Here is a 25,138-nt window from a genome sequence, read left to right on the forward strand (position 1 = left end):
TCATTCGAAAATCCTGCAGCAAAGTACTGCTTACCTTTTATCTCATACCCCCACAGGTTCTCACCTATTCCTTCTTTCATTTTAAGTTCAAAATAATACCGCTTTATTACCTTATTATTGACGTGCTTTGCTACCTGAACCGACATTCAGTGAAACCTGCCCATCTTAGTGCGCTACTAGCCGGACCCATTGCGTTTTTTCTGGTTTTATTTTTTGCTGACTTAAACCCTGGCCATCCTGAGGTGACCAGAATGGCTGCGGTGACCGCATGGGTGGCCATTTGGTGGCTCACCGAAGCCACAGACCTGGCCGTAACGGCCCTGCTGCCTTTCATCCTGATTCCGATCCTGGGCATTGCCGATTCGCAAACGGTGGCGGCCCAATACATGGATCAAACCATTTTTTTATTTATTGGGGGCGTGCTGCTCGCTTTTGCGATTGAACGCTGGAACCTGCATCAGCGGATTGCCTTGTCCATTTTGTCGAAACTGGGCACCAACCCTGCCACCGTGCTGGCGGGCGTGATGGGCGCTACTTTTTTTATTTCGATGTGGGTGTCCAATACGGCGACCGTCATGATGATGCTCTCCGCGGTGCTGGGCATTATCGTTCAGGTGGAAAAACACAACCTATCTGCTTTTCAAAGAAATGCGATCGCCAGGGCCATGCTGCTGGGGCTTGCTTACGCGGCCTCCATTGGTGGCATGGCTACCCTCGTGGGAACGGCCACGAATCTTGCTTTCTACAAAATATATGTAGATGCTTACCCGGATGCCCACGACATGAACTTTGTCAGTTGGTTTGTGCTGGCTTTTCCTATCGCCGTAATCTTGTTGACCACGGCGTTTTTTATTCTTAAATTCTCCTTTCTGCGCCATGCCAAAAAAGTGGTATTCGACCGCAGTTACTTCGTTGCCTCCCTACGGCAATTGGGCAACATGGCATTTGAAGAAAAGATCGTATTGGCGGTTTTTGTGATGACCGCCTACCTGTGGTTTGGCCGAAAGGATATTGATTTTGGCTCTTTTCACATAACCGGCTGGAGCCATCTTTTGGGGACACAGGCCTCGTTTATTACGGATAGCACGGTGGCTATTGCAATGGCATTTTTACTGTTTCTAATCCCCTCGAAAAATGAGAAAGGGAAAATGCTGATGAGCTGGGAAGAAGCGAAGAAACTTCCGATCGGCATCATCCTCCTGTTGGGCAGTGGTTTTGCTTTGGCAAAAGGCTGCGATCAGTCGGGGCTAAGCTCCTGGATGGCCCAGGAACTGCTTTTTTTAAAGGATGCGTCCCCCCTGGTTGTTATCGCCGGCATTTGTGTTATCGTTTGTGTCATTAGCGAACTGGCTTCCAATGTAGCCTGCATCCAATTGGTGCTACCCATTTTGATAGCCATTCAAAAAGTAACCCACCTGCCCCCATTAATGCTGATGGTGCCTGCCGCGCTGGCTGCGTCGCTCGGGTTTATGCTTCCCGTAGCCACCCCGCCCAATACGATCGTGTTTGGCAGTGGGCGGATCCGTGCGGCTGATATGCGCAATGCAGGGTTGCTGCTCGACATTGCCGGCATCGTGATCATCACAGCCGCATCAATGCTTATCTGGCTATTTATCTGGAAATAAAGACCGGGAATACACGAGATTTTACCCGGATGTCTCAAAAACCTCTCTACTCTACCGACCACTTGACCTCCGACCAGTTTACATCCTGCGGCAACAGGTTCTTTTTGGCCGCCAGTGCCGCCACCCGACCGGCGGCCTGGCCCATGTAGGCGGCATTCCCCGTGACCCGGTAGCTCGAATGGGCCACAAAATCGCCACTGATGCACCGCCCCGCCATCATCAGCCCCTGCACATCTTTGGCGATCAAGGCCCGCACCGGAATGTCGTACGGTTTGCTGTTCATACCCCGGTTGTAGCCCGTTGTGGCTTCATCCTCCTTTTTAACCGAATGCACATCCACCCCAAACGTAACCCGGCAAACGGCATCTTCAAACCGCGATCCTTTGATCAAATCCAGACGGGAAACCGTATACAGCCCATGAATCCGGCGACTTTCCCGCACGCCAATCTGCTCACCCGTGGCCATCAGCCGCAGATTCTCCCACGGCCCGCCCAGCGACTGCAGACTCCGGATAATCTGATGCACTTCGGCCCGCCCTTTCAGTGTCGCTTCGGTTACCTGGCGGGCATCGGTTCCATTAAAACCGTATTCGTGATTGGCCATCAGCATGTGCAAATCGTCGTAGATCGGGTGCAGGCTGGGCCGGGCGTAGGAGGGTTTGTGACCGCCTTTGATAATGGCCTCTTCCAGCCGCTTTTTGGAGGGAGAGCCAATTTTACTATCGGCCTCGTCGCGGATAAACTCCTTAATTTCGTTATAGCGAACGCCCGAAATCAGGCAAAGCATGCTCATCGGTTGCCCCTGCCTGGCGCTGTCGCCATAGTCGAACTGACAACCCGCCCGAGCGGCCAGATCGCCATCGCCCGTGCAATCGATGAACACTTTACCTCCCCAGGCTTCCCGTCCAGACTTCGACTCGGTGATGATGTGGGTGAGCCGGCCATTCTGCGTGGATGCGGATACCAGCCGGGTAAAAAGCCGGACGGTTACGTTGGCTTTCAGGCATAGTTCTTCCAACAGAATTTTCATCTGTTCGACGTCGAACGAGAACGTATTGCCCGTCGGAACGGTGGCGGCTCCTTTCTTCAGCCGAAGCCCGTCCTTGATTTCTTCCACCAGTCCTTTTTTGTTCTTATTATCGATAATCCACGTCAGGCACCCCGATGTCCAGACGCCCCCCAGACAACCGTGTACCTCCAGCAACAGGGTTTTCGCCCCGCTACGTCCGGCTTCAATGGCGGCTGCCACCCCGGCGGGTCCGGCACCGCACACAATGACATCAAAGGCATCGACCACCGGAATATCGCGGGCGGGTTCGCTGAGCCTATCCGCTGCCGGGGCATGGACGGTCTGCGACAAACCGGGAAGGGGTAACGAGGCCGAAGCAGCAGCCAGGGTTGTTGATAAGAAGTATCTGCGTTGCATATCGAAAAAAGTTAATATTCTGTCCGTAAATTGGTTAACTCACTCTTGTTTCCTTTGCCACTCCGGTCGATCACGACGTTAAAAAAGTCTTCTGAATGATAACATCCGTGTTTGATTTGCGTACTTACTTTTCCATTTTCAACCACGCCAGCAACGCAGCACGTTCAGCCGTTGACGACAGACTGATGTGTTTTCCTTTCGACGGAAATAACCGCTCCAGTTCCGATGTAGGAACCGGCTGCCCGGCTCCGTTCACGACACCGGCCAGCCAGACGGGACGGGGCGCAAGGGCGGTGGCCAGATCAGGGAGATCATAGGTGTTGATGGCACCGGCCACAACCGACGGCACATACCGGGGCAGATACTGCTCCTGCCCGATCAGGGAACGATACGCACCCAGCCCGTTGAGCAGCGCCAGCCGACCGATGGCCGGTGTCAGCAGAGTAGCGTGCAGAACATCAGGCACAAACGTGCCGACACCCACCGCCAAAACCGTTGAAGTGCCGGTTTTCCTTCTAATAAATTCCGTCAGCAACTGAATCTCTTCCATCCGAACGGCGACCAGACTTTTCCGGGTCAGGATGCCCGCAAACCACAGGTTCAGCGATGTGCTGTCGAGCTGCGAATCACCACCGGGCAGATCCGCCTGGGCCAGTTCACCCGCTCCGCTCAGGTCGGGCAGCACCACGTTGTAACCGGCCTCTACCAATTGCTCGGCCACACCGCCTTTTTGGGCAGCTCCGGCTTTGCCTTTCGAGTCGATGTACAGCACGGTTTTACCCGTACCTTTTTTCGGCTTGAACCACAGGACGGGCAGGTAATACGCGCCCGGCCCTTTCACTAAATACCGTTCCATTTCGTACCCCTCGTGCGGAAACTTACCCGAAAAAATTACTTCGCCTAACGTTGGCGGTATGTACCCCGTCAACGCAATTACCTGTTTGGTAAGACTTTGCAATGAGTTACCAGCCGTAATTTTGGGAGCAACTGCCGACGCCCGCTTTTGGATCAACGAAAACAAGGTTTCACCTTTCAGCGCGGCAAATACGTTGCCGGTCGGCGTCACGTTGAGTTCTTCAGCCCGAAACGCCGGAATGTTTTCATCGGCACTGGAGCCGGGGTTGTTGAGGTGTTTCTGAAAAAAAGCGTACGTCGCTTCCCGGTTCTTTTGCGTGGAAGCATGGGGCGCATCGTCTTCGACCATACCCAGATTCGACTCCGCCCCGAGGGTTTTATAAGCCTTTTTGGCTTCGTCGAACAGTTCGCGGGCACCGTCCATGCTAAACATATCGCGGGTGGTCGTCACCATCAGCGTCGGACGCGGAGCGCGCACTTCGACCAGATCGCCCAAATCCAGCCCTTTCGCCAGCATCCCGGGCAGGATTTGTTCGGCATCCTGCGGCCCGTTGGAACGCAACAGCTTATCGTAGGTCGTCAGATAACACTCCGGCGCAGCCGCCCGAATCCGGGGGTCCATCGCGGCCAGATACGCACTTTGCGTGCCTCCCCCCGACCGACCCGTTACGCCAATCCGCGTAGCATCAATTTCGGGGCGGGTCAGCAGGTAGTCTACGACCCGGATGCCATCCCAAACGAAATACATCGCCGGTGTCACCCCAGCCACAAAGGCTTGCGCGCCGGGGTATGAATGTTCCAGCGTGGGTTTTAGTCCCGCAAAGCGTCGTCCTTCCGTTTTTTCGTATTGAATTCGTTCACCCTGCCCGATCGGGTCGAAAGCCAGAACCGCAAAGCCCTTTTTGACGTAATTGAGAATCATCTGCTGATAGACCCCGCTCCGAAAGGCTGGCGCACCATGCCCACTGCAAAATACGATGGCTGGCAGGTTCCCGCGTTTCCCCGTGGGCATAAACAAAGCCGCCGTTACGTAATACTTCGGCAGGGACTCGAAGTAGAGTTTTTCGACCGTGATGCCATCCCGTTCGAGTTTGCCGGTTACGACCGGATTGAGGGGTGTTTTTTCGGGAAAGGCCCCAAAAGCTTCCTGCAATTTTTGCCGGACTACGGTTTGCCGTTTCTGCCAGTCCTGTTGCGTTCTCAAAGCCTGAACCGCCTTTTTGCGCTGTTCCAGTTGCCTGAAGGCCTGTTCGCACAGATGCCGGTAGAGCGCGCCCGGCTGACCATTGTAGTATTTCCAGTACGGCAATACGGCCAGGTCGTCCTGCGCCCGTAAGAACGTGGTCAGACCAAGGCTGATGCACAGCAAAATCGGGAGGGTGACGGGTTTCATGGCTCTCATTATTTCTCCCTGGCTACGATTTCCAACGTGTTTTGCCCCACAAAAGCCGTTGTTTTTAGTTCCAGCACGATGCGGTATACGACATTCCCCAGCGACCGTCTCAATTTTGGATCATCGATTTCCTTTTTTTCGACCGTGGCCGACAGGGTTTTCGGGTCGTAGCGCATGAGCAGGTCAAACCCGTTGCCCTTCAGCACCAGTTCGCCGTTTTTGGGTTGTTCGCTGGGCAAGGTGGTCAGAAAATGCAATCGGGTTTCGCCCGTTCGGGCCATCAATTGGTACGCATCGCTGACGACAAACTTCTTACCGCGTTCCAGTTCATAGGCGCGTTCCCAGTTTTTTACCCCGGCCTCTTTCGGATAGGCTCCGCCGATGTCGGTTGAAAAGCGAACACCGGTTTTTGTGGGGGTAAAAATCGAGTGCCGGGCCGCGAAGTTTCGCCCTTCGTGCTGGGCAAAACCGTTGATGTGCGGAACGTTGTGGTAGTCGGACTGCATCGTCCAGATTGTATAGCGGTCTTTGCTGAATGTCTCGCGGGTGTATGTTCCCACGCCTGCATCGATCAGAACCGGGTTGCCGTTATAAAACAGAATGAACGAACCCACGTCGTTGTGGTTGTGCTGTTCGCCGTTGTGGCCGCCTTTGGCCGCGAAATAAAATCCCTGCGCGGAACCCTCGCGTTCGCGGGCAATCGCTACGTCCAGATTCGGCAAATAGTATTCTTTCAACAACGGTTCGGCCGGCGGAACCGTGCGCCAGTCGGCGGGGCTGAACAGATTCACCAGGTTGCTCCCCAGTCGTCCGCCCCTCATCGCTTCGACCGGACTGGTTTTGTTCTGTAAATACACTCCAAACCCCTGCATCACCGGGTCCTGAATGGCTTTGCCAATCCGGTAGATCCGTCCGCCGTCGTGACGGAGTTTCGCCTGGGCATCGGCAAAATTGACGTAGTATTCGCCCTGGCCGACGTAGACGCGGTAGATGTACCGCCCCATATTTCGAACGAGTTCATTCCCGTAAATGTCAATTTTGCCCCGGCTGGCTTTTTGCAACAGCGACAGGTAATCGAACATGCGCCCACCGGCCGCTCCCCAGTAGCCCGGCCCTTCGCTACACCCACCGTCTTCGGGATACGAATTGATGAAAAGATCGACAGCCTGCATGGTTTTGTAGATACCGTCTTCGCGTTTCTGCGGATCGGTTTCCAGCAGCAGCACGCAGGTCAGCACGTTGTAGCTGCACCAGGGCGTCCAGTTATTGACCCGGCCTTCGCCCCAGCCCGTAATCCACCAGTAATCGTTGCGCTGGTAAAATGGTTCGAGCACTTTGGCGCGTAATTCCTGCGCAAGTCGTTGCGCAATGATGGGGCTTACCTTGTCGAACGTCTCGTGAAAATAGTGCCAGATCCAGGCCAGATCAGCGGCCGTATCGCCCGTCACCAGGTCAATGATCGGATTGTTTTTGTCGGGCAACAGCGTGGTGATATTGGCAATCTGGCCGTCGTACCCATACATGTAAAAATGGGCGGGCGAACTCCAGACGGTTTGCTCACAGTAGGCAAACACGCCGTTGATCAGATCGTCCAGAAACCGCCCTTTGCCTTCGACCAATTCGGCCAACGCCAGCGACCGCAACGCGTCGAGCTTGGCCCGGTTCACCGTATCGGCGGCCTCGCGATTGCCGGTTCGGCTGTAGGTCAGGTAGAGCGATGCTTTGGTGAGCGGCCAGCCGTAGCCAAGGCATTTTTCACCTTCCCGGATGGCCTCGGTTTTCACCGCGTCAGGGAGGCTGGCCCAGCCCTGCCGATCATGATAGGCCGGAAAGTCTACCCATTCAACCCCCTTCACGACCGATGTACTGACCTGTTTGCGCGAAAAGCTCCCGGTGAGCAGATTTCGCTTGGCCTGACAAAACCCGGTTTCCCCGGCCAATACCAACAAAAGAACAATCGTGTAGCGCATCATTGGCGGTTACTGTTTCAGAAGTTTCAGGTGCCGGACGTGCTGGTCCTGTATCACCCGTAACAGATAAGTACCCGACGGCAGGTGTTCTACCCGCATCGGTTTCCGGAAATGCGTTTGCGTGTGTTGGAATGCCTGACCACTCAGCCCCAGAATCGTTACGTCAATGGCTTTTTCCGGATCACCGCCACCCAGAACGATCTGATTTTTAGCGGGATTGGGGTAAATAAACCAGTTTTTCGTTCCATCTTCGGCATCGATAGCCGCCCGTCTTGCCCCGCCCGGCTGGGGTTCCGTTCCGGCCAGCAACTGGCCTTTGTAGTAAACCGTAATCCTGCTGTTCGCTCCAATCGGCCCCGCAGCTTTGTAGGAATGATCGTCTGCTTCATTGAAGGCCGACCAGTCATTTTTAGCGATCCGGTATTGAATGGTACCCGTCGAACTCGACGGTTCCAGATTTCCCAGACTCTCCGCAAAACTAAACTCCAGATACGTGTCGGCACCTGCCAACGCCGGGTTTGGCTTCACAAACTGCCCCGTGATGGTGTTGTTGCCCAGCACCGCATAATCGATCCAGTAGTTCAGCGGTTGATTGCCTTCGGCCGTAAACCAGTAACGAACCTTCAGATCTTTATAACCCAGGGTAACGTTCCCCGTGTTCTGAATCCGCAGATCCGTACTGATGGTATTGGAATGGGTGGTCTGGTTTTTATTTTCCGACTCGGCCACCACCTGCGTCAAGGAATTCACAGTCGTTGGTTCGACACCCCAAATCAGGACCCCATTCTGGTACAACGTCACCTGGCTGGTGGTCGCATAATCGGTATTGCCCGCATACGAATGGTCGTCGGCTTCGTTGAAAACCGTCCAGTTCTGCTTGGCAATTCGGGACTGAATCGGTCCCGATTTCCCACCAGCGGCCAGTTGACCGGCCCCGTTTTCAAAGCGATACTCGACGTAGCCGTCGGCTCCCTGTCGCGGTTCGGTCAGCCGTACATACTGCGATTTAACCTGCGAGGTGCCGAGTTGTGCCCAGTCGATAAAGGTATTGATGGACGCGTGGTTCTCGCTGGTGAACCAGTAGCGAACGGTCAGTTCCGGACAGGAAACCGCATTGGAACCCAGGTTCCTGATTTGCAACTCCGGTTTGAGTTGGTTGTTGGCCAGTTGCCCGTTATCGCCGTCTTTGTGCAGCACCTGCAACGTGGGCGTCGTCAGTTCAACGGTGTTGGAGTAGGCAGACTTGCCCCGCCCATTCGAGGCATAGACGCGGTAGGTGTAGGTAACACCGGCTTGAGCCGTCAGATCAGTAAACGTCGTGACGTTGGCTACAACGGTCGCCAGATCGGTGAAGCTGCCCCCGGCTGCTTTGCGCTGAATCGTAAAACCGGTTTCGTTGTCGGCGTTGTCTTTCCAGGTCAGTGCCGGTTGCCCATTGCCCGACAGCGTGAGGTTGGTGGGAGCCGTCAGGTGATCCACGTAAATGGTCAGCAGCGGTCGCTGGCCGGAAGAGGTTGCTTCCCGACTGCTCAGGGTGGCCAGCGGAGCCTCCGAAGTGCTGATCCGCAGTGTCAATTCCTGCCCTGCCTGATCCTGTAGCAAATCGGTTGCCAGATCCCGCTGGTTAATCCCGGCGACCGGGTCCCAGCGATCGACTTCGCCCAGGGCCGTGAAGGATCGGCTATTGGTCCAGTTAATGGTCGTCTCGTTCCAGTCATCCTGCTGAATTACATCCAGACGGAGCGTAAGCGGATTCAGGGCGTTCACTTCGATGGAGATTCCATTCAGGCGCAATCGGGCCCGCTGGATGCGTTTGACAACCGCCCGTAAGTCAAAGCGCATGAAGGCTTCGCGGGTTGTGTTGCTGTTGGGACCCGTATATTTCACGTTCATGAAGTTCCGGGCTCCGTAGTTATTGCCGCTCAGGTTACCTGCATTGACATAGGCATCAGCCACTGGATTGAGGCTCAGTGAGTCCTGCGCCACCAGTGGCAGGGTTTCGGCGGTTGTCAGGATCGCCGGTGACGAACCCGCCAGGTTAAACGCCGACAGGCGGTATTCATACCCGGTTTCCGCACTCACCGTCCGATCCGTATACTGAACGGTATTAGCAGGCAGGTTGCTTTGAATAGCCTGAAACGAGCCATTGGGCATCTCCCGACGTTCCAGCCGGAAGCCGCTCTCGGTCGACGACCCATCGGACCAGGTCAGGGTCAGTTCGCGCATCTGGACGTTAGCAACCGTCAGGTTGGTGGGCGATTCCGGCACCGAAACCTGTTCCAGTTCCAGATCATCCATCACTAATTCGACTGAACCCGAATTGGTGATGGAAAGGTGATCTCCAATGGCCGACGTTAATCCGACGATGGCAATAACGGCCGTTTCGTCGGTGCTAAAACTGGTGTAGGTACGGAGCACCTGATCGTTTTGTTTTACCGTTATAGATGGGGCGCCCGTACCCGACAGGCTCCGTACTTTGAAACGCACGATTTTCACCGGCTTCGTCAGTGTCGTACGCAGCATACCGCTGCTGTTGGCCGCCAGCGCTATTACCCGGGTATCATTCGGTTTGACGCCCTCGGCACTCGCCTGGCGAGCCTGCGTATACTGCCAGATCAGCCCCTGCGTACCGGTAAATTGTCCATCGGAAAAACCGCTGCTAAGGGTCACGTCGGTAAACGATTCGGTCAGGGTCGGGGTCATCAGTTCGAACAGCGTCACATCTTTTTGATCCCATAAATAATTGATCCAGAGATCTTTCAAAAAAGGATACCCCAGAAAACCGTCTGTAATTTCAGCCTGATCACTGATCTCACCGTTGTACCGGCTCCGATAACCGGCCTTGCTTTTGTAGAGCAGATCGATGGTGCCCACTTTCAGCCGCCGGTCGATGTCCTGGTGGGCGGCTGTCGTGCCCCACAGGCCCAATGACCGGAGGGTTGCGTAGGTCAGGATGCTGTTCATCCAGCCTTCGTGCACATACCGCACGGAGCTTCGCTCGCCAAAACCATCCGTAAACTGAAACTCCATACACATGCCCATCAGGCCGGTCATGGGCGAAATCCGGTTTTTCAATACGTAAGCCTGACCGCTTTCCGAGACGTTGTGCGTGATATGCCGGTACATCCGTTCGGTCAGTGCCTGATAAATCAGGAACGGTTCATACGGAACTTCCTCCCGGGTATAATAGCTCTGAAAGGTAAAGGGCTGCCGTACACCCTGCTCATTGATGGTGCCGCCCCCTTTATCCGTACCGCCATTTTCCATCAGCGCTTTCATCTGGGCGCGGCCTTCGGGCGTATTCCCATACGCATACGTCCAGCCAAAGACGATGTTCGTAAAACCCAGGCTTTCAAACGCAGCCAGGTACGTATCGTAGTTGAAATCGGCCAGAAGCTGGTTTACGGCCGCCGTTCCGCCAAAGTACTGGTGCGCCGTAATCATGATGCCCACGTACCCTTCCTGGATATTGGGCGCGTTCCGTTTGCCACCGAAGGGGTTGACACCCAACAGGCACCGCACCGGGTTGTTGTAGAAATTTTGATTGTAGTTGCCCACGACCGTCAACGCCCGCATCAGCCAGTCGCACTTCTCTTTTTCGGCCGACGTGAGTTGCCCCCAGACGACCGGCGTATGTTTGGCCAGGGTTAGCGTCTGGGCCAGCGCGTTATCGGCCCAGCCCGCAATACCTCCCCGGCAGGTTGGCTCATATCCGCCCCTGATGGCACTGCGAATCTGGAGCAGAAGCCTGTCCACGACGGCGGTATTCGAGGGGTTGTGATACGCCACCAGGGCCAGGTAGTTCATGGCTTTCCCCGTCGATACGGCCCCATAAATAAGGTGTTCCTGCCCGGCTTCCGGATCGGGAGCCCAGCGAACCAGGCTGGCATTCAGCGACTGTGTGACTACGTCGGGCGAGGGGGTAAAGGGTTGGGCGTACGTTGATACCTGAATCAACAGGAATACGCAAAAAGGTAAAAAGGCAGTAAATTTCAAGGTTTTCATAACGTGATAAAGGAGGGTTGAGGATTTTCGAAAAGCGTAACAGAAGCCCGTCCAACCGGTTTTTCAGGTTTTTTTTATTTCACCCAGTCGGCAAAAAAGTCGTTGAGTGTTGGGCTGTCAGTGTCGCTCGCCAACAGGTAAAAAGCCTGGGAAACCCCCGCCTGTTGGTAAGTCGATGTCACAAACGACAGCTCCTTCTGGAGCACGTCCTGAGTTTGCCGGGTGTCTTTTCCGTCGGTTACGTTGGTCATCAATAGCTTGCGAGGTGCCAGACTGGCCGCCAGATCGGGCAAATCATAGGCCGTAAGGGCCGATGAAACAGTCCCTTCGATAAAATCGAGGTTATAATCGCGTTGGGTAGTGATGGCATGGTACGATCCGTACGGATTCAGCAAAGCAACACGACCAAGGGCTGGCTCGAATGCTGCGGCATGAAGAAGCACCGGCGAAAGTTCCCGGACCGCAATGCCTCCTACATCGGTAGCGCCCTTTTTTTTCAGCAACTGCACCAGTTTGACCACATCGCCCGCCCGTAATCCCACCAGACTACGCCCGATCAGCACGGAACCATACCAGAGATCATACCCCAGACCATCCATCTTCACATGCTGAAAATAGGTGCCCCCCGCCCACTGGCCCGGCCCGGTTTCGCCCGTTCCGATCAGGTCGGGAAGCAGGACGTGGCATCCGCCGTTGACCAGAGTCAGTACTTCTTCATTACTGGTCAGGCTGGCTTTGCCTTTGGGCGAGACGTAAATAACCGCCTTTCCGTTGGGCTTCGCTGGAACATAGAGCAAATACGGAATGACGTAATCGCCTTCGCCTTTGATGAAATACTTCTCAATCTGAAAACCCTTCCTCGGAATTACGCCCGCATAAACGGGTTTGTCGGCCAAATTAGGCGCAAGATAACCCGACAGTTTTTTCGCCTGCTGAACCACCTTAGGGAGATGCACGTGCGGATTTTTCCGGGCCGTTTGCAAATCAACCAATAGTTTATCGGCCTGCCGGGCATTCAGGCTAAAAACGGTTTCGGTCTTCTGTGAGGTCGATAGCTGGCCGGTTGGGGTTACCTGCATCTCTTCGTCTGTCAAGTACGCCACCGAATCTTCCTGCGCATTGCCGGGATTAGCGAGCGTTTTCTGGAAAAAGGCGTACATCGCTTCGCGGTTTTTGCGGGTCGAAGCATGTCCGGCAATGTCTTCGGCCATGCCGAAGTTTTCCGGTTTGTCATACGCCTGATAGATGCGCGACACTTCGGCGTGGGTATCCAGCGAACCCTGGTGGTTGAAATAATCGTTCAGGGTGGTGATCATCAGCGTGGGCTTGGGCGCACGAGCCAGCAGAAAATCGGGTTCGTCAAACGCCCGGCCAATGATATTCGGCAGGTTCTGTTCAGCGTCGGGCGGGCCGAGTGCCTGCAACAAACGTGTAAAATTGGTAATGTAACATTCGGGAGCCGTTGCCAGAATCCGGTCGTCGAGGGCACCGATAAAGGCGGTTTGTGTCCCTCCTCCCGAACGACCCGTCATGCCGATTCGCGCCGGGTCCACTTCGGGGCGGGTCAGCAAATAATCGAGTGCCCGAATGCCATCCCACATCATGTAGCGCGCCTGGCAACTCCCCGTGATGAAAGTCTGCACACCCGGCACGTCGTGTTCGCGGGTGGGTTGCCCCACCAGTGACTTACCCTTTTTCGGGTCCAGATACTCCAACCGTTCGCCCTGACCGACAGCTTCGAATGCCAGCACCACAAAGCCTTTCTGCACCAGATTCAGCAACACCTGCTGGTAGGAATGCGCCTTGTAGCCCGTGGGCGAGTGACCGCTGCAATACACGATCCCCGGTGCTTTTCCGGTCAACGGTTCCGGCACAAACAAGGTAGCAGGCACATAGAAACCGGGCTGCGATTCGTAGATCAGGTGTTCGACCCGGTAACCTTTTTTAGGCAGCACCCGTACGGTTTTGGCATGGAGCGGTGTCCGTTCGGGAAAAGGCCCGATGGCATCCTGCAACGTTTGCCGGGCCCATTGCTGACGCTTTTTCCAGTCGTTCAGGGTATTGATCCGGGCAACGGTTGCGGTTCGTTTTTCGAGGAGATCCGTGGATTGCCGGAGCAGATGCCGAAACAGTGCGTTATCGTCGGAACGGAGCAGAAACCAGTTCTGTAACACATTATATTCTTTCTGCGCCACGGCCCGACCCGGCAACAACAGACCCAGGCTGCAAAAAACCAGGAGTTGCTTCCAGATCGTTCCTGCCTGAACAGAACGCGATGGCCGATCAGCCTTATAAGGTCGTTTCATTTTTCCACGTCAAGAATTGTCCATTGACTTTTTCCTGCTCTTCCTTTTTCCGAAAAGGCACGGCATTGCAGCCCGGTCATTTGACCTGCTTTACGGCACGCATTAAGTAACGCTACCCTATAAACGTCGTTAGAATTTTGAGAAAGCCAGCCAGCAGTTGCCCCACTGGCTTTCTTACCTACCAACTCTAGGGTGCATCAATCCTCTTCTGGCTTAACAGCCCGGAGCTTACCAGCCCGGATTCTGGGTCAGGGCTGCGTTCATCTCGATTTCGGTGCGGGGAATGGGCCACAGGTTATCACGGTCGGTGAATTTGCGGACGAAATGCGGTTCGCCAAACAGGTTTCGGATCACCGCGCCATCGAGTTGCGCCTTCGCAATTCCCCACCGCCGAACATCGCTGAACTGATGGCCTTCGCCCGCCAGTTCCACTTTTCGTTCGTGCACGATCCGGTCGAATAACTGCGCTTTGGTGGTGACCGCCAGCGCGGCAGGACCGCTGTTCAGCCCCGGCATTTTGACGCGGGTTCGGACTTTGTTGAGTTCGACAATGGCTTTTGCCAGTTGTCCGTCTTCGTTGTAGGCTTCCGACAACATCAGCAGGACGTCGGCATAGCGGATAATGGGAAAGTTGAACGGCGTGTGTTCGCGGACGCTCATGGCGCCGTTCTCGTTTCCTTCCGGCGTAAACTTACGCCACAGGTAAGTGAACCAGCCCGAATTATTGCGGCATTGCCCGAAGTTTTCGCTCACCCCGGCCGCCACCACAAACTGCAACATCCGGACCTGATTGGCCACAAAACCGAGGTGATAGGAATACGGCACGATCAGGGCCGCGTTCATGCGCGGATCACGACCCCGGTAGATTTTGCCCAGCAAAGCCGTATCGGGTATGGAGGTCAGTTTGCCGTTGGTATGCGTCGCCCAAAAAGTTTTCCGTTTGACGGCATTGTCTTCATTGAATTTGGGAATAACGTCATTCCAGTTAAACCGGGAACCATCTTTGTTTTCGTAACTGTCGGCCAGTTCCGTGGTCGGTATACCGAAGTTCCCCCCGCCAAACGAACCTCGGAAACCGGTGTTGTAGGCATAAGGAATCCCATATTCCAGACCGACCCCACCGAGCGTCTGGACGGCAAAAATGATCTCATTGCTTTTATGGCCCGCCAGCTTGAAGAGGTCGGCATAGTTGGGATAAAGCGCATAGCCATAATTGTTCGATTTGTTAGAAACGATCTCTTCAAAATCAGCAATGGCGTTTTTCCAGTCTTTGGCATACAGATAGACTTTACCCCGCAAGGCATAAGCCGCGCCTTTGGTCGCCCGTCCGTATTCGGCCTGTGGCCAGGCAACCGGCAAGTCCGCAATCGCTTCGGTCAGGTCTTTCACAATAAAAGCACGCACTTCCTCCACCGAACTACGCGGTTTTTTCAGATTGTTGAAATCCGCGTTCAAATCCACCGACTCGTCGTAGACCGGTACACCACCAAAATAGCTGAGGAGTTCGGCATAGTGGAGCGCCCGCAGGAATTTCGCTTCGGCCACCACCGGTTTTTTAACCGCATCATCCACAGGCATGTCCGGCACCCGGCGAATGACCTGATTAGCCCGTTGGACCTCATCGTACTGGTGCCGCCAGAAATTGCCGATATACGTCGTTTGTTCGGTTGCCGTACCCAGCATGAAGCTCAAATAACCGTTTTCCTGCCAGCCGAAGGCCAGGCCCCCCATGTTATCGTGCATGTACTTTTTGCCGTACAAATCATCGCGACGAAGGCCGCCATACACGCCCATGATGGCCTGTTTGGCGTGCTCGGGCGTTTGCCAGAAGGTTTCGGAACTGATCCGGTCGTAGGGTACGGTATCCAACTGAACACAACCGGTCAGGAGAGCCAGCGGTACGATGAAGAGGAGAAATTGTATCGATCGTTTCATGGTTGGTTCTGATTTAGAAATCAATGCTTAAGCCCAGGGTAGACTGTTTCATGGTCGGGTAGTTAAAGCTATCAATGCCCGAATTGCCCCCCCGCGTCTCCGGGTCGAAGCCTTTGTAGTTGGTAAACGTCAGAAAGTTTTCCAGGCTGCAATAGACCCGAAGCCCCTCAAGCGCCATTTTTTGGGTAATCAATTTCGGCAGGCGATACCCGAACTGGAGGTTTTTTACCCGCAGATACGATTTATCGACAACCCAGAAATCACTGAGAACCCGGTTAATCGTATTGGTCGACAACAATAACCGCGGGTAGCTGGCATCCGTACGGCCCGGTGTCCACCGCCCGTCGGCCACGTCCTTGTTAATTAAATACAGGTTAGCCGGGGTGGGTGTCCGCCAGTCGTCGAGCCAGTAATCCTTAAAACCGCCGATGCCCTGCAGCAGGCAGGAGAAATCGAAGCCTTTCCACTGAAGTCCGAAGTTTAGCCCGTACGTAAACCGGGGGGATGTACCCTGCCCCACCACGTATTTGTCGTCGTTATTGATGATGCCATCGCCATTCAGATCTTTGTAGAGCAAATCTCCCAGTTGCGGGGTGCCGAAGGCCGCAAATGGATTCACTTTCTGCCCTGAAGCATTGACGGGTGCCTTGTCGATCAGTTGCTGAACCAGGGCCATATCCGACTCCGTCTGTAGAATCCGATCCGTAGCCAGCACGAACAGGACGTTGGCAGGCAACCCTTCCTGCAAGAGGTTTTCGTTCGAAATGGTCCGTTCATCGCCCTTGAACTTCGTTACTTTGTTGTTGATAAAGGCCATGTTCCCGCCAATCTGGTACCTGACTTCGCCAACCCGGCTATTCCAGTTGAGGGCCAGTTCAACGCCCTTGTTCCGCACACGGGCCGCATTCTGTTGGGGGAGCGAAGCGGTTCCCCGTACGTTCGGAGCGGGCAGATTGATGAGAATGTTGCGGGTGTCCTTGTCGAACAATTCCAGTGAACCCGACAGGCGGTTTCGGAAAAAGCCAAAGTCAATACCGAGGTTGGTCACATACGTACTCTCCCAGGTGATGATGGCGTTGGCAATGGCCGTTTGGGCAAAGCCCGTTTGCAATGTGCCGTTCAGGACGTAGTTCGACGACGCATACAGGGCCTGGTAATCGTAGTTGCCGATGCTGTTATTGCCCAGAGCTCCGTAGGAAGCCCGCAACTTGAGGTTATCCAGCCAATCGATGCCTTTCAGGAAAGGCTCTTCCGAAATCCGCCAACCGGCCGAAATCGAAGGGAACATTCCCCAGCGGGTATCACCGGCTCTAAAACGCGATGACCCATCGTAACGGACGTTGGCTTCGAGCAAATACTTCTCTTTCCAGCCCAGATTCAGCCGACCGAAATAGGAGTTCATTCCCCAGTCACTGGCTGTACCCGACGCATCGGCATCAATCGTAGCGGCATTTAGCACCGTCAGTGACGGATCGGTCAGGTCATATTTCTGGGCCTCAAACCACGACGATTTATAGTACTCCTGGCTGGCGCCAGCCATCACGTGCAGGTTTAACGCATTGGCAAATGTGGTCTGGTAGCGAATGATCCCGTCCATGTACTTCCGGGCCGTCTGTTCGCTGCGGTTCAGGGCATAGGTGCGGCCCGTTCCGGCCACCACGATAGAGTTCGTGCGGAAACTCCAGCGATCCAGAAATACCGGTTGCTGTTCTTTGAGATAACCCGTCTGCTCATAATTGAACGAGCCTTCAAGCGTCAGTCCTTTTACAGGATTAAAAATACCGAAGAAGCGGGTCGCCAGGCGGTTCTGGTTGATGTCACCTTTGCGGGAATTGACCGTTGCCAGGGCGTTGTTCGTGACCCCACTCCCATCGGGGCTGTTGGAAGCGCCATAGCGTCCGTCGGGGGAGCGGTAAACCATCGCGGGCGATGTAGACGCACTCCAGCGGAAGGCACTGTTGTTGTCGAGCGCATCGGTGCCAATATCGGTGCTGGAGTTGGTGCCGCTGGCCAGCAAACCAAGCGTCAGGTACGGTTTTACTTTGGCTTCCAGATTCACCCGGCCCGAATACCGCCGAAAGCCCGTATTTTCGATGATACCGGGGTTGTTCAGATACCCGAACGAACTGAAAAACTTGATCTTTTCGGTCCCGCCGTTGATCGACACATTGTGGTTTTGTGAGATCACATTTTGGCCAAACAGGTCACGCCAGTCGGTGTTGGGATACATCAACGGATTTTGGCCGGCGTCGTTTTTCCACAAATCGATGGACGACTGCGGGAAAATGGGGGTAACCCCAGGCGTCGTGTTCTGCTGGGACTCGTTATAAAGCTCCATGTGCCGGACATAATCGCTGACGGTTTCAACCAGACGCGTGGCTTTTTGAGCCGCTACGTAGCCATTGTAGTTGATCTTCATCGTGCCTTCCTTGCCCTTCTTGGTCGTAATCAGAATCACGCCGTTGGCCGCCCGCGAACCGTAAATAGCCGCCGATGCCGCGTCTTTCAGAATGGAAACCGTTTCAATATCCTGCGGGTTGAGGTTATTCATGTTCGACTCGACCCCATCGACAATCACCAGGGGGCTGGCGTTGTTCAGCGTCCCCGAACCCCGGATCAGCAGCGAAGCGCCATCGCCACCCGGTCGGCCATTTCCCTGGTTGACCGACAGGCCGGGCGCCAGGCCATACAGACTGGACGAAACGGAGGTAATCGGCCGACTTTCGGCCACTTTCGCCATATCGATCGTTGAAACGGCTCCGGTCATGTTCACTTTTTTCTGAGTGCCGTAGCCCACCACCACCACTTCTTCCAACGCTTTGGTATCGGTTTGCAGCGAAACATTGATCTGGGTTTGATTCCCCACCGTTACTTCTTTGGATACGTACCCGACGAACGAAAACACCAGCGTAGCCTGCGCATTGGGCACACTGAGGTTGTATTTTCCGCTCACATCGGTCGTTGCTCCGCGTTGGGTTCCCTTCACGACGACACTCACGCCCGGCAAGCCTTCGCCTTTTTCATCCGTAACGTTGCCCGAAATCGGTACGTCTTTCGGGGCGGTTTCCGCAACCAGCGGTCGGGGCATTGCTGGCGGGTTATCGCTGGCGGGTGCGGAAGGCATTTCCAGCCGACTGGCTTCCGGTGTTTCGGGCAGCAGCTTCAGAGCGGGGGCGGTTTTGGCTTCTTTCGGCAGGGCAAAAATGACGTAAGACCCGCTTCCCTGTCTGGAGAATGCCAGGTTGTGCGGTTGTAAGAGTTTCGTCAGATTTTGTTCCAGGCTCTGGCTCCAGTTAACGGTCGATGGCAGCACCTGGATGTGCCGGACCACCCGGTCGGCATAGAGCACATCGACACTGTAGTGGCTCTTTATGTCCCGAAGCAACTGACTGAGTTTTACCGTAGCGGTTTTCTGTTCATGAGTACGTTGCTGAATACGGGAAGTGGCTAAGGTCTGGGCCGGGCAAACTGAAAAGGACAGGTTCGTCAATACCAGCAGCGATTTAAGGTATATCAATGTTCTCATTGAAAAAGGGTATTAGGATGTAAAAGGAGACAGATTTAATCGGTGGCCCGGGCCGAGAAGGTCACTTTTTTACCCCGACGAACCGCCTGAATGTCCAACGCTTTCGAGATCGAAATCAACAGTTCATCCGCGTTGGTGGCTTTGAACGAACCCGAAACCGTTTCGTGCGCCAATGCCGGATCAGGAATGGAAACGTGCAGGCCGTAATTGTCGCGCAGGAGTTGGGCGACCTGACTCAGTGGCATGGAGTCAAACACAAACAGCTCATCTTTCCAGGCCGAAAACCGCTCCGGGTCGGCTACGTGTTTCCGCTGGATTTTTTCATCGACCAGGGTCACCACGTCACCGGGCGTCAAAACGATGGGCGCCATTGTCTGGCTGGTTTCCCGTTGCAGCACCACTTTACCCTGATTCAAAACCACCTGCATCCGATTCTGCCGGCTCGACACCGTAAACTCCGTACCCAACACCACCACATCCAGTCCGTTGGGCGTTTTAACAATGAAGCGTCGGTTGTCCTGCGTGTGCGTTACCGAAAACTGCGCTTCGCCGGTCAGGTAAACTTCCCGGTTTTTCTGGCCCGGAAGAACCCATTTCAACCCAAACCGGGGGACTTTCAGCACGGAGTTGGCATTGAGCGTTACCCGGCTCCCGTCGTCCAGCACCCAGCTCCGGATTTGTCCCGGTTCGGTGGCGTAGGTTTGGTTTACCAGTTCGGACCGGAACCACCAGCCCATGAGCAGCAAAATCGAAACCGAAGCTGCGATGTACCAGCCCGAAAACCGGACCAGAAAGGGAGTTGGCTCAGCAGGCATCGCTACCACCGGTTGCTCACTCTGTTTCTCAAGGTAGTCGTGATAACGCTCAATGGCCGACGAAACATCCACCATGTACTGCGGATGCGTAAGCTCCCATTCAGCCAGCGTTTTGTAAAAAAACTCTTCGTTTTCGGGTTGCTTCGCCCATTCGTCAATGGTCTGTTTTTGAAGTGCCGACGCATTCCCATTGAAGTAATCGAACAGGAGCGTTTTCGTAATGGGGATATTCATGATGGGTCATATTTCTAAGTTGACAGAACCGAAACGATACGCAGCTCCCCGGTTTAGCCGGGCAACAGCAAGGCGATGACCGTTATCAATAACCATTTGTCTTTCAGGAGTTTTCGAATCGCCTGACTGGCGCGGTACACCTGAACTTCTACCGTTCGCACCGAAATCTGTAAGTCATCCGCAATCTCACGCAGCTTCCGGCCTTCAAACTGATACAGCAGGTAGATTTTTCGACGTTCCAGCGGCAAGGTGTTGATGGCTTTTTCAACATCCTGACACAATTCCTCATATTGGGTGATGGCATCTGGTTGCCGAAATTCCTGGATGGGTAAGGGCGTTGCTTCCTCCAGCGGTGATTTGCGGCTCAGCTCCCAGCGCAGGTAGTTATAAGCCCGGTTTCGGGCGGTTCTGAACAGATAAGCCCGGTACGATGTCGTAATTTGATTGAATACGCCCTCCGAATAAAACTGATAGAAAATTTCGGAAACCAGGTCTTCTGCTACCTGACGCGACCCTACAAACCGCACGGTATGGGTGCAAAGCGGCTGGTAATATCGCTTGTATAAAAGTTCTACGCCCAATTGAGGGTTCTCCAGCAACGTCTTTCGAATAAACAACTCGTCGTCATTGGACGGCGAACGCGGGGAATGGGCGTCCTGATCCACGTTGGGTTCGATTCGGTTGGGTTCGTCGGGCTGTTGAAAAGCAGAAGAGGTTGGCACCATAACTAAAAAATGTAAAAGTGCTTCCGGGAAAAATACTTTCCCATTTCACAGGCAAGACAAGTTAGACCCAACCGACTACTTACAGGCTATTGAAAAATTTTATTATTTTTTAGTACGAAATGGTTTTTTAACGACTCTTTAGTTGATCATCTCCTAGTCGCTCAGGCAGAACGCCACGTATCGATCACCGGAGCGGGTGTTGAGTTTGCCCCCGCCACAGGCTATCACGATGTACTGTTTGCCATTGACCACGTAGGTGCTGGGCGTGGCATACCCGGCGGCTGGCAGTTTCATTTCCCAAACCACCTGACCGGTCTGTTTATCAAACGCCCGAAATTTTTCATCCCGACTGGCCGCAATGAACACCAGCCCGCCCGCCGTAACCAGCGGGCCGCCGTAGTTGTCGGTTCCGGTAATCGGCACGCCTTTTTTCGTGAGTTCGGGATATTCGCCCAGCGGCACCTGCCAGCGATGTTCGCCGGTGTTCAGGTCGATCGCCGTCAACGTACCCCAGGGCGGACTGCTAACCGGATAGCCGTTGCGGTCGTACCAGCGGTTGTAGCCCGTGTGCTGATACGGAATGACCGCCTTTTGCGTCGAAACGACCGGTTTCTCCACGGTTTTGTTGAACAGAAAATCGATAACAGCGTCGCGCTCGGCCGACGAAATATGCGAGAAGGAAGGCATCATACCCCGCCCTTTCAACAACACCTGCACCACCTGATCACGCGAAAGCCGGTTGCTCACCTGCACCAGCGACGGATAGGAACCATCGTGGTTGCCTTTGCGGTCCGCTCCGTGGCAGGCCGAGCAATACAACTGATATTGAGCATTACCCGCCACGGCTTGCTGACCCGCGTTCGGCGACGGCTGCTGACGGGGAATGAGCGACGTATAAACCGGCACTTCTTTCGACGGTACGTACAGAATGCCTTCGGGATCGGTTGCCGCCCCGCCCCACTGTGCACCGCCGTCGGTTCCCGGAAAAAAAACCGTCATCTTACCCGTCAGCGGAACATACGGACCCGTATTGGCTTTCCGCAGCACGTCCACCAGCGAATCGCGGTTGGCGGCAAATGAATTGATTTCTTTTTCGGTAAAAGACTGACGGGCAAACGGGGCGGGGCGCTGCGGAATGGGCTGGGTTGGGCTCGCCTGTTCACCCGAAACCGCTTCCTGCGGAAAGGGCGTTTCCTTGATCGGGAAAATGGGTTTGCCCGTGACGCGGTCGAACACAAACGTAAAGCCCTGCTTCGTTATCAGCGCCACCACGTCGATTTTTCGGGGCCGTCCGTCGGGGCCTTTCTGCGTAATGGTGAGCAGATTGGGGGGCGCGGGCGGATCACGATCCCAGATGTCGTGATGGACGAGCTGATAGTGCCAGAGCTTCCTGCCCGTAGCGGCATCGAGTGCCAGTAAACAATTGGCATACAGATTATTGCCTTTCCGATTACCCCCGTAAAAATCGTGTGCCGCCGATCCGGTCGGTGCATACAGAATGCCCCGCTGGCGGTCGATCGCCATCCCCATCCAGGGGTTAGCCGCCCCGATCCGCTGGCGCGGATTGGCCGGCGACCAGGTTTCGTAACCGGGTTCGCCTTTCATCGGAATTGTGTGGAACGTCCAGACCAGTTGGCCCGTCCGGGTGTCGAACGCCCGAATGTCGCCCAGCAAAGCCGTTTCGCTTTCCGAAAACCGGGCACCGACGATGATGCGGTTTTTGTAGATCGTATTGGGCGTATTGGACACCACGTAGTGATCGGCGCCGGGTCGTTCGATACCGGTTTTCAGGTCGATTCGTCCGTGATCGCCGAAGCCATCGATGAGTTTACCCGTTCGGGCATCCAGCGCGTGCAGCCAAGAACCGGCTCCAAAGAAAATCCGCTGATCGGTTCCATCGGCCCAGTACGTAACCCCCCGGCTGGTGGTGCCGCCGTTATCGGTCAGGGTCGTTTTCCAGAGGGGTTTGCCCGTAGCGGCTTCCACCGCAAACGCTTGTGTATTCGCCGACACACCATACAGAACACCATTGATGATGATCGGATTGCATTGCATCTGGGTACGATTGCGCACCGTATCGGCCCCACCCGACGCATACGTCCAGGCAACTTTCAACTGCTTGACGTTGGTTCGATTGATCTGGTCGAGTGGCGAGTAATGACTCCGGGAGCCATCGCCATTGTATTCGGGCCAGTCGGTCGTAACGTCCGCCAGTTGAAAAGCCAGCGCGGCACTAAACGCCAGACAGCCTCCCAGGGCCAGTAGTCTTTTCTGCATAGGATGGTTCAGGAAACAGGGCTATTTCGTGTTGGTTTTGGGGAGCAGATAGCCGAGTCGGGTTAAAAACTGGTCCGTTAAGCTGATAATCTGTTGGTTGAGTTCCGGATTGGCATTAAAGAAACCGTGTTTCTGCCCGGCAAAACGGTGTAATTCGCAACGGTTGCCAGCGGCCTGCATGCGTTCACAAAATTCTTCCGCGTTCTGAATCGGCACCGTCGTATCGGCCTCGCCATGAAAAAGAATCGTGGGCGGTGTTCCGGGCCGTATGTGCGCCACGGGCGAAAGGGATTCGGCCCGGTCGCCCAATCGTTCGTAGCCATAGCCCCCCACGGTTGTTTTGGTAACCGGATTCATCAAAACCAGGGCACTGGGTCTGGTGCTGACCGTCTTATCTTCACCGGGTTCGTCGATCTCGTCCAAAACCGCCGTCGCCAGGGCCAGATGACCACCCGCCGACCCGCCAGCCGCCACAATCCGGTCCGACTGAATCCCCAGTCGACCGGCATTTTTGCGCACCCAGCGCATGGCCGATCGGGCATCCTGCACGGCTTCAAACGGCGTGGTTTGCTGCCGACTCGAAACCCGGTAGTCGAACGCAATCGTGATCATGCCCCGGTCGGCAAAATAATGACAGGCGTTTTCAAACTGGGTGACACGCCCGCGGACCCAGCCACCCCCAAAAAAGAAAACGAGGGCCGGGTATGTTTTCCCCGGCTGGTAGTCCGGCGGATAAACGATGCTCGCCCGCAAATCGGTTGGCCCGGTCTGTTTATAGATTTCAACCTGGGCATGGGGCAACACGCGTTGGGCCAGTTGCACGGTATCGCGGTTTTGGGCAAAGGCTACGCAGCAACTGAGTAACCAAAGCCCCGGCAGTGCATACCGACGGGCTGAACGACGGTTTCCCGGTTGATTCGTGGCAGTGGCTACGGAGTGTTCCATGGCTAAAAATAGTGCTGGATGGCTTTCGGATAATCGGCAAAGGCGAGTTCCGGCTCCGGGATTTCGGGATGCCACATTTTTTCCCATTCCAGGCTGTAATAGCCAGAATAATCGCCCGCTTTCAAGGCATTGATCGCTTCCTGAAGCGGGGCTTCGCCTTTGCCAATAAAGGTATAGGCGGGTTTTCCGGCCACCATACGACCATCTTTGATGTGGGTGTGACGGATGTATTTTTTGAGCGTCTGATACACCTCCGCCGGTGGCTCTTTGGTAATCGACCACATATTGAAAATATCCCAGATCAGCCCAACGTTCGGATGCCCGGCCTTTTGCATAATCTCAAGCAAAACGTCTTTCCAGATCACCTCGCCGTGCGACTCCAGCAGCACCGTTACGTTGGCATCTTTTGCGTACGTTCCCAGTTCCAGCAGGTTTTCGCTAATGAGGTTGATGGTTTGCTGCCGATCCTGATCCTTGGGTAAATCGTTGGGAAAAACCCGAACATACGGGCAGGCGAGTTGCCGGGCCAGGTCGATGAACCGTTTGGCTTCGTCCATGTTTTTCTGCCGTTTGGCCGCATCCATCCAATGCAGGTTGGCTGATGATCCTAAATTGCAGATTTTAAGATTATTATCCGCAAACAACCGGCGTGTTTCGGCAATGGACGTGCTGAACTCCGGGCGTTTGGGCAGGAACATCTCTTTTTCCAATCCCCGGATTTCAATGGCTTCGTACTTTTCGGCAACGGCGGTTTTGACGATTTTCGACAACGGCCAGGCCGGGCAACCCAAGGTAGAAAATGCCAGGCGCGGTTTGGCTTTTTTGACCGTCAAGCCCAACGTGGCCGCCCCGGCAAGCCCGACGGCGGTTTGTATAAATGTTCTGCGTGTAGTCTTCATTTGTAGGGAAGAAAAAGCCGTGGCTTTTTTACTTGCCCCTGTGATCCCTTTAAACCGTTCATTCGGAGTGAGCGGGCCGTGGGTGTTCCGGTGCGCCAGGGGTAGCGGGTTCGTCTACAAACGGAGTGCGGTGAATAGAGCAAGGGCTTTACAGGCTATAGGAAGCATTCAACTGCCTAAAGACAAGTAAAGCCCTCACAAC

The 25,138-nt window shown here is 54.8% G+C and carries 13 protein-coding genes; 1 reads left to right on the top strand and 12 read right to left on the bottom strand.

Annotated features, from left to right (window positions below; all coding sequences use genetic code 11):
- Positions 1-149: 149 nt before the first annotated feature.
- Entirely contained in the window at positions 150-1,625 is a 1,476-nt protein-coding gene (locus ACO064_RS09290) for an SLC13 family permease (RefSeq protein ID WP_421827107.1), read from the top strand.
- A gap of 46 nt (positions 1,626-1,671) precedes the next feature.
- Here the strand turns inward: ACO064_RS09290 and ACO064_RS09295 are convergent, their stop codons facing one another.
- From ACO064_RS09295 to ACO064_RS09350, 12 genes are all read right to left on the bottom strand, one after another.
- Positions 1,672-3,051 carry an FAD-dependent oxidoreductase gene (locus ACO064_RS09295; protein ID WP_421827108.1) on the bottom strand — a complete coding sequence of 460 codons (1,380 nt, stop codon included), beginning with the start codon at positions 3,049-3,051 and terminating at the stop codon, positions 1,672-1,674.
- 124 nt (positions 3,052-3,175) lie between these two features.
- On the bottom strand, positions 3,176-5,299 hold the full coding sequence (locus tag ACO064_RS09300; protein WP_421827109.1) for an alpha/beta hydrolase family protein: 2,124 nt from the start codon (positions 5,297-5,299) through the stop codon (positions 3,176-3,178).
- A gap of 8 nt (positions 5,300-5,307) precedes the next feature.
- Positions 5,308-7,272: a heparinase II/III domain-containing protein gene (locus tag ACO064_RS09305; RefSeq protein ID WP_421827110.1), complete on the bottom strand. Its 1,965-nt coding sequence runs from the start codon at positions 7,270-7,272 to the stop codon at positions 5,308-5,310.
- Positions 7,273-7,278: 6 nt separating this feature from the next.
- The gene (locus ACO064_RS09310; protein ID WP_421827111.1) at positions 7,279-11,274 is read right to left on the bottom strand and encodes a cellulose binding domain-containing protein; all 3,996 of its coding nucleotides are present in this window, start codon (positions 11,272-11,274) and stop codon (positions 7,279-7,281) included.
- A 74-nt stretch (positions 11,275-11,348) separates the two neighbouring features.
- Positions 11,349-13,580: an alpha/beta hydrolase family protein gene (locus ACO064_RS09315; RefSeq protein ID WP_421827112.1), complete on the bottom strand. Its 2,232-nt coding sequence runs from the start codon at positions 13,578-13,580 to the stop codon at positions 11,349-11,351.
- Positions 13,581-13,808: 228 nt separating this feature from the next.
- Positions 13,809-15,515 carry a RagB/SusD family nutrient uptake outer membrane protein gene (locus ACO064_RS09320; RefSeq protein WP_421827113.1) on the bottom strand — a complete coding sequence of 569 codons (1,707 nt, stop codon included), beginning with the start codon at positions 15,513-15,515 and terminating at the stop codon, positions 13,809-13,811.
- A gap of 13 nt (positions 15,516-15,528) precedes the next feature.
- Complete coding sequence (locus ACO064_RS09325; protein WP_421827114.1) at positions 15,529-19,041, bottom strand: SusC/RagA family TonB-linked outer membrane protein; 3,513 nt, start codon at positions 19,039-19,041, stop codon at positions 15,529-15,531.
- Positions 19,042-19,076: 35 nt separating this feature from the next.
- Positions 19,077-20,090 carry a FecR family protein gene (locus ACO064_RS09330; protein WP_421827115.1) on the bottom strand — a complete coding sequence of 338 codons (1,014 nt, stop codon included), beginning with the start codon at positions 20,088-20,090 and terminating at the stop codon, positions 19,077-19,079.
- 53 nt (positions 20,091-20,143) lie between these two features.
- Complete coding sequence (locus ACO064_RS09335; RefSeq protein WP_421827116.1) at positions 20,144-20,815, bottom strand: RNA polymerase sigma factor; 672 nt, start codon at positions 20,813-20,815, stop codon at positions 20,144-20,146.
- 153 nt (positions 20,816-20,968) lie between these two features.
- The gene (locus tag ACO064_RS09340) at positions 20,969-23,092 is read right to left on the bottom strand and encodes a PQQ-binding-like beta-propeller repeat protein (protein ID WP_421827117.1); all 2,124 of its coding nucleotides are present in this window, start codon (positions 23,090-23,092) and stop codon (positions 20,969-20,971) included.
- 21 nt (positions 23,093-23,113) lie between these two features.
- Positions 23,114-24,037, bottom strand: coding sequence for an alpha/beta hydrolase (locus tag ACO064_RS09345; RefSeq protein ID WP_421827118.1), 924 nt, complete (start codon positions 24,035-24,037; stop codon positions 23,114-23,116).
- A 2-nt stretch (positions 24,038-24,039) separates the two neighbouring features.
- On the bottom strand, positions 24,040-24,936 hold the full coding sequence (locus ACO064_RS09350) for a sugar phosphate isomerase/epimerase family protein (protein ID WP_421827119.1): 897 nt from the start codon (positions 24,934-24,936) through the stop codon (positions 24,040-24,042).
- Positions 24,937-25,138: the final 202 nt, after the last annotated feature.

It is taken from the genome of Larkinella sp., assembly GCF_965227735.1.
In the GTDB taxonomy this organism is placed as follows: Bacteria; Bacteroidota; Bacteroidia; order Cytophagales; family Spirosomataceae; genus Larkinella.

What these genes read in the sequence shown, in the direction of transcription:
- ACO064_RS09340 (WP_421827117.1), bottom strand. Translation starts at nt 23,092, where the DNA reads ATGCAGAAAAGACTACTGGCCCTGGGAGGCTGTCTGGCGTTTAGTGCC.
- ACO064_RS09310 (WP_421827111.1), bottom strand. Translation starts at nt 11,274, where the DNA reads ATGAAAACCTTGAAATTTACTGCCTTTTTACCTTTTTGCGTATTCCTG.
- ACO064_RS09295 (WP_421827108.1), bottom strand. Translation starts at nt 3,051, where the DNA reads ATGCAACGCAGATACTTCTTATCAACAACCCTGGCTGCTGCTTCGGCC.
- ACO064_RS09300 (WP_421827109.1), bottom strand. Translation starts at nt 5,299, where the DNA reads ATGAAACCCGTCACCCTCCCGATTTTGCTGTGCATCAGCCTTGGTCTG.
- ACO064_RS09315 (WP_421827112.1), bottom strand. Translation starts at nt 13,580, where the DNA reads ATGAAACGACCTTATAAGGCTGATCGGCCATCGCGTTCTGTTCAGGCA.
- ACO064_RS09330 (WP_421827115.1), bottom strand. Translation starts at nt 20,090, where the DNA reads ATGAATATCCCCATTACGAAAACGCTCCTGTTCGATTACTTCAATGGG.
- ACO064_RS09305 (WP_421827110.1), bottom strand. Translation starts at nt 7,272, where the DNA reads ATGATGCGCTACACGATTGTTCTTTTGTTGGTATTGGCCGGGGAAACC.
- ACO064_RS09320 (WP_421827113.1), bottom strand. Translation starts at nt 15,515, where the DNA reads ATGAAACGATCGATACAATTTCTCCTCTTCATCGTACCGCTGGCTCTC.
- ACO064_RS09345 (WP_421827118.1), bottom strand. Translation starts at nt 24,037, where the DNA reads ATGGAACACTCCGTAGCCACTGCCACGAATCAACCGGGAAACCGTCGT.
- ACO064_RS09350 (WP_421827119.1), bottom strand. Translation starts at nt 24,936, where the DNA reads ATGAAGACTACACGCAGAACATTTATACAAACCGCCGTCGGGCTTGCC.
- ACO064_RS09335 (WP_421827116.1), bottom strand. Translation starts at nt 20,815, where the DNA reads ATGGTGCCAACCTCTTCTGCTTTTCAACAGCCCGACGAACCCAACCGA.
- ACO064_RS09325 (WP_421827114.1), bottom strand. Translation starts at nt 19,041, where the DNA reads ATGAGAACATTGATATACCTTAAATCGCTGCTGGTATTGACGAACCTG.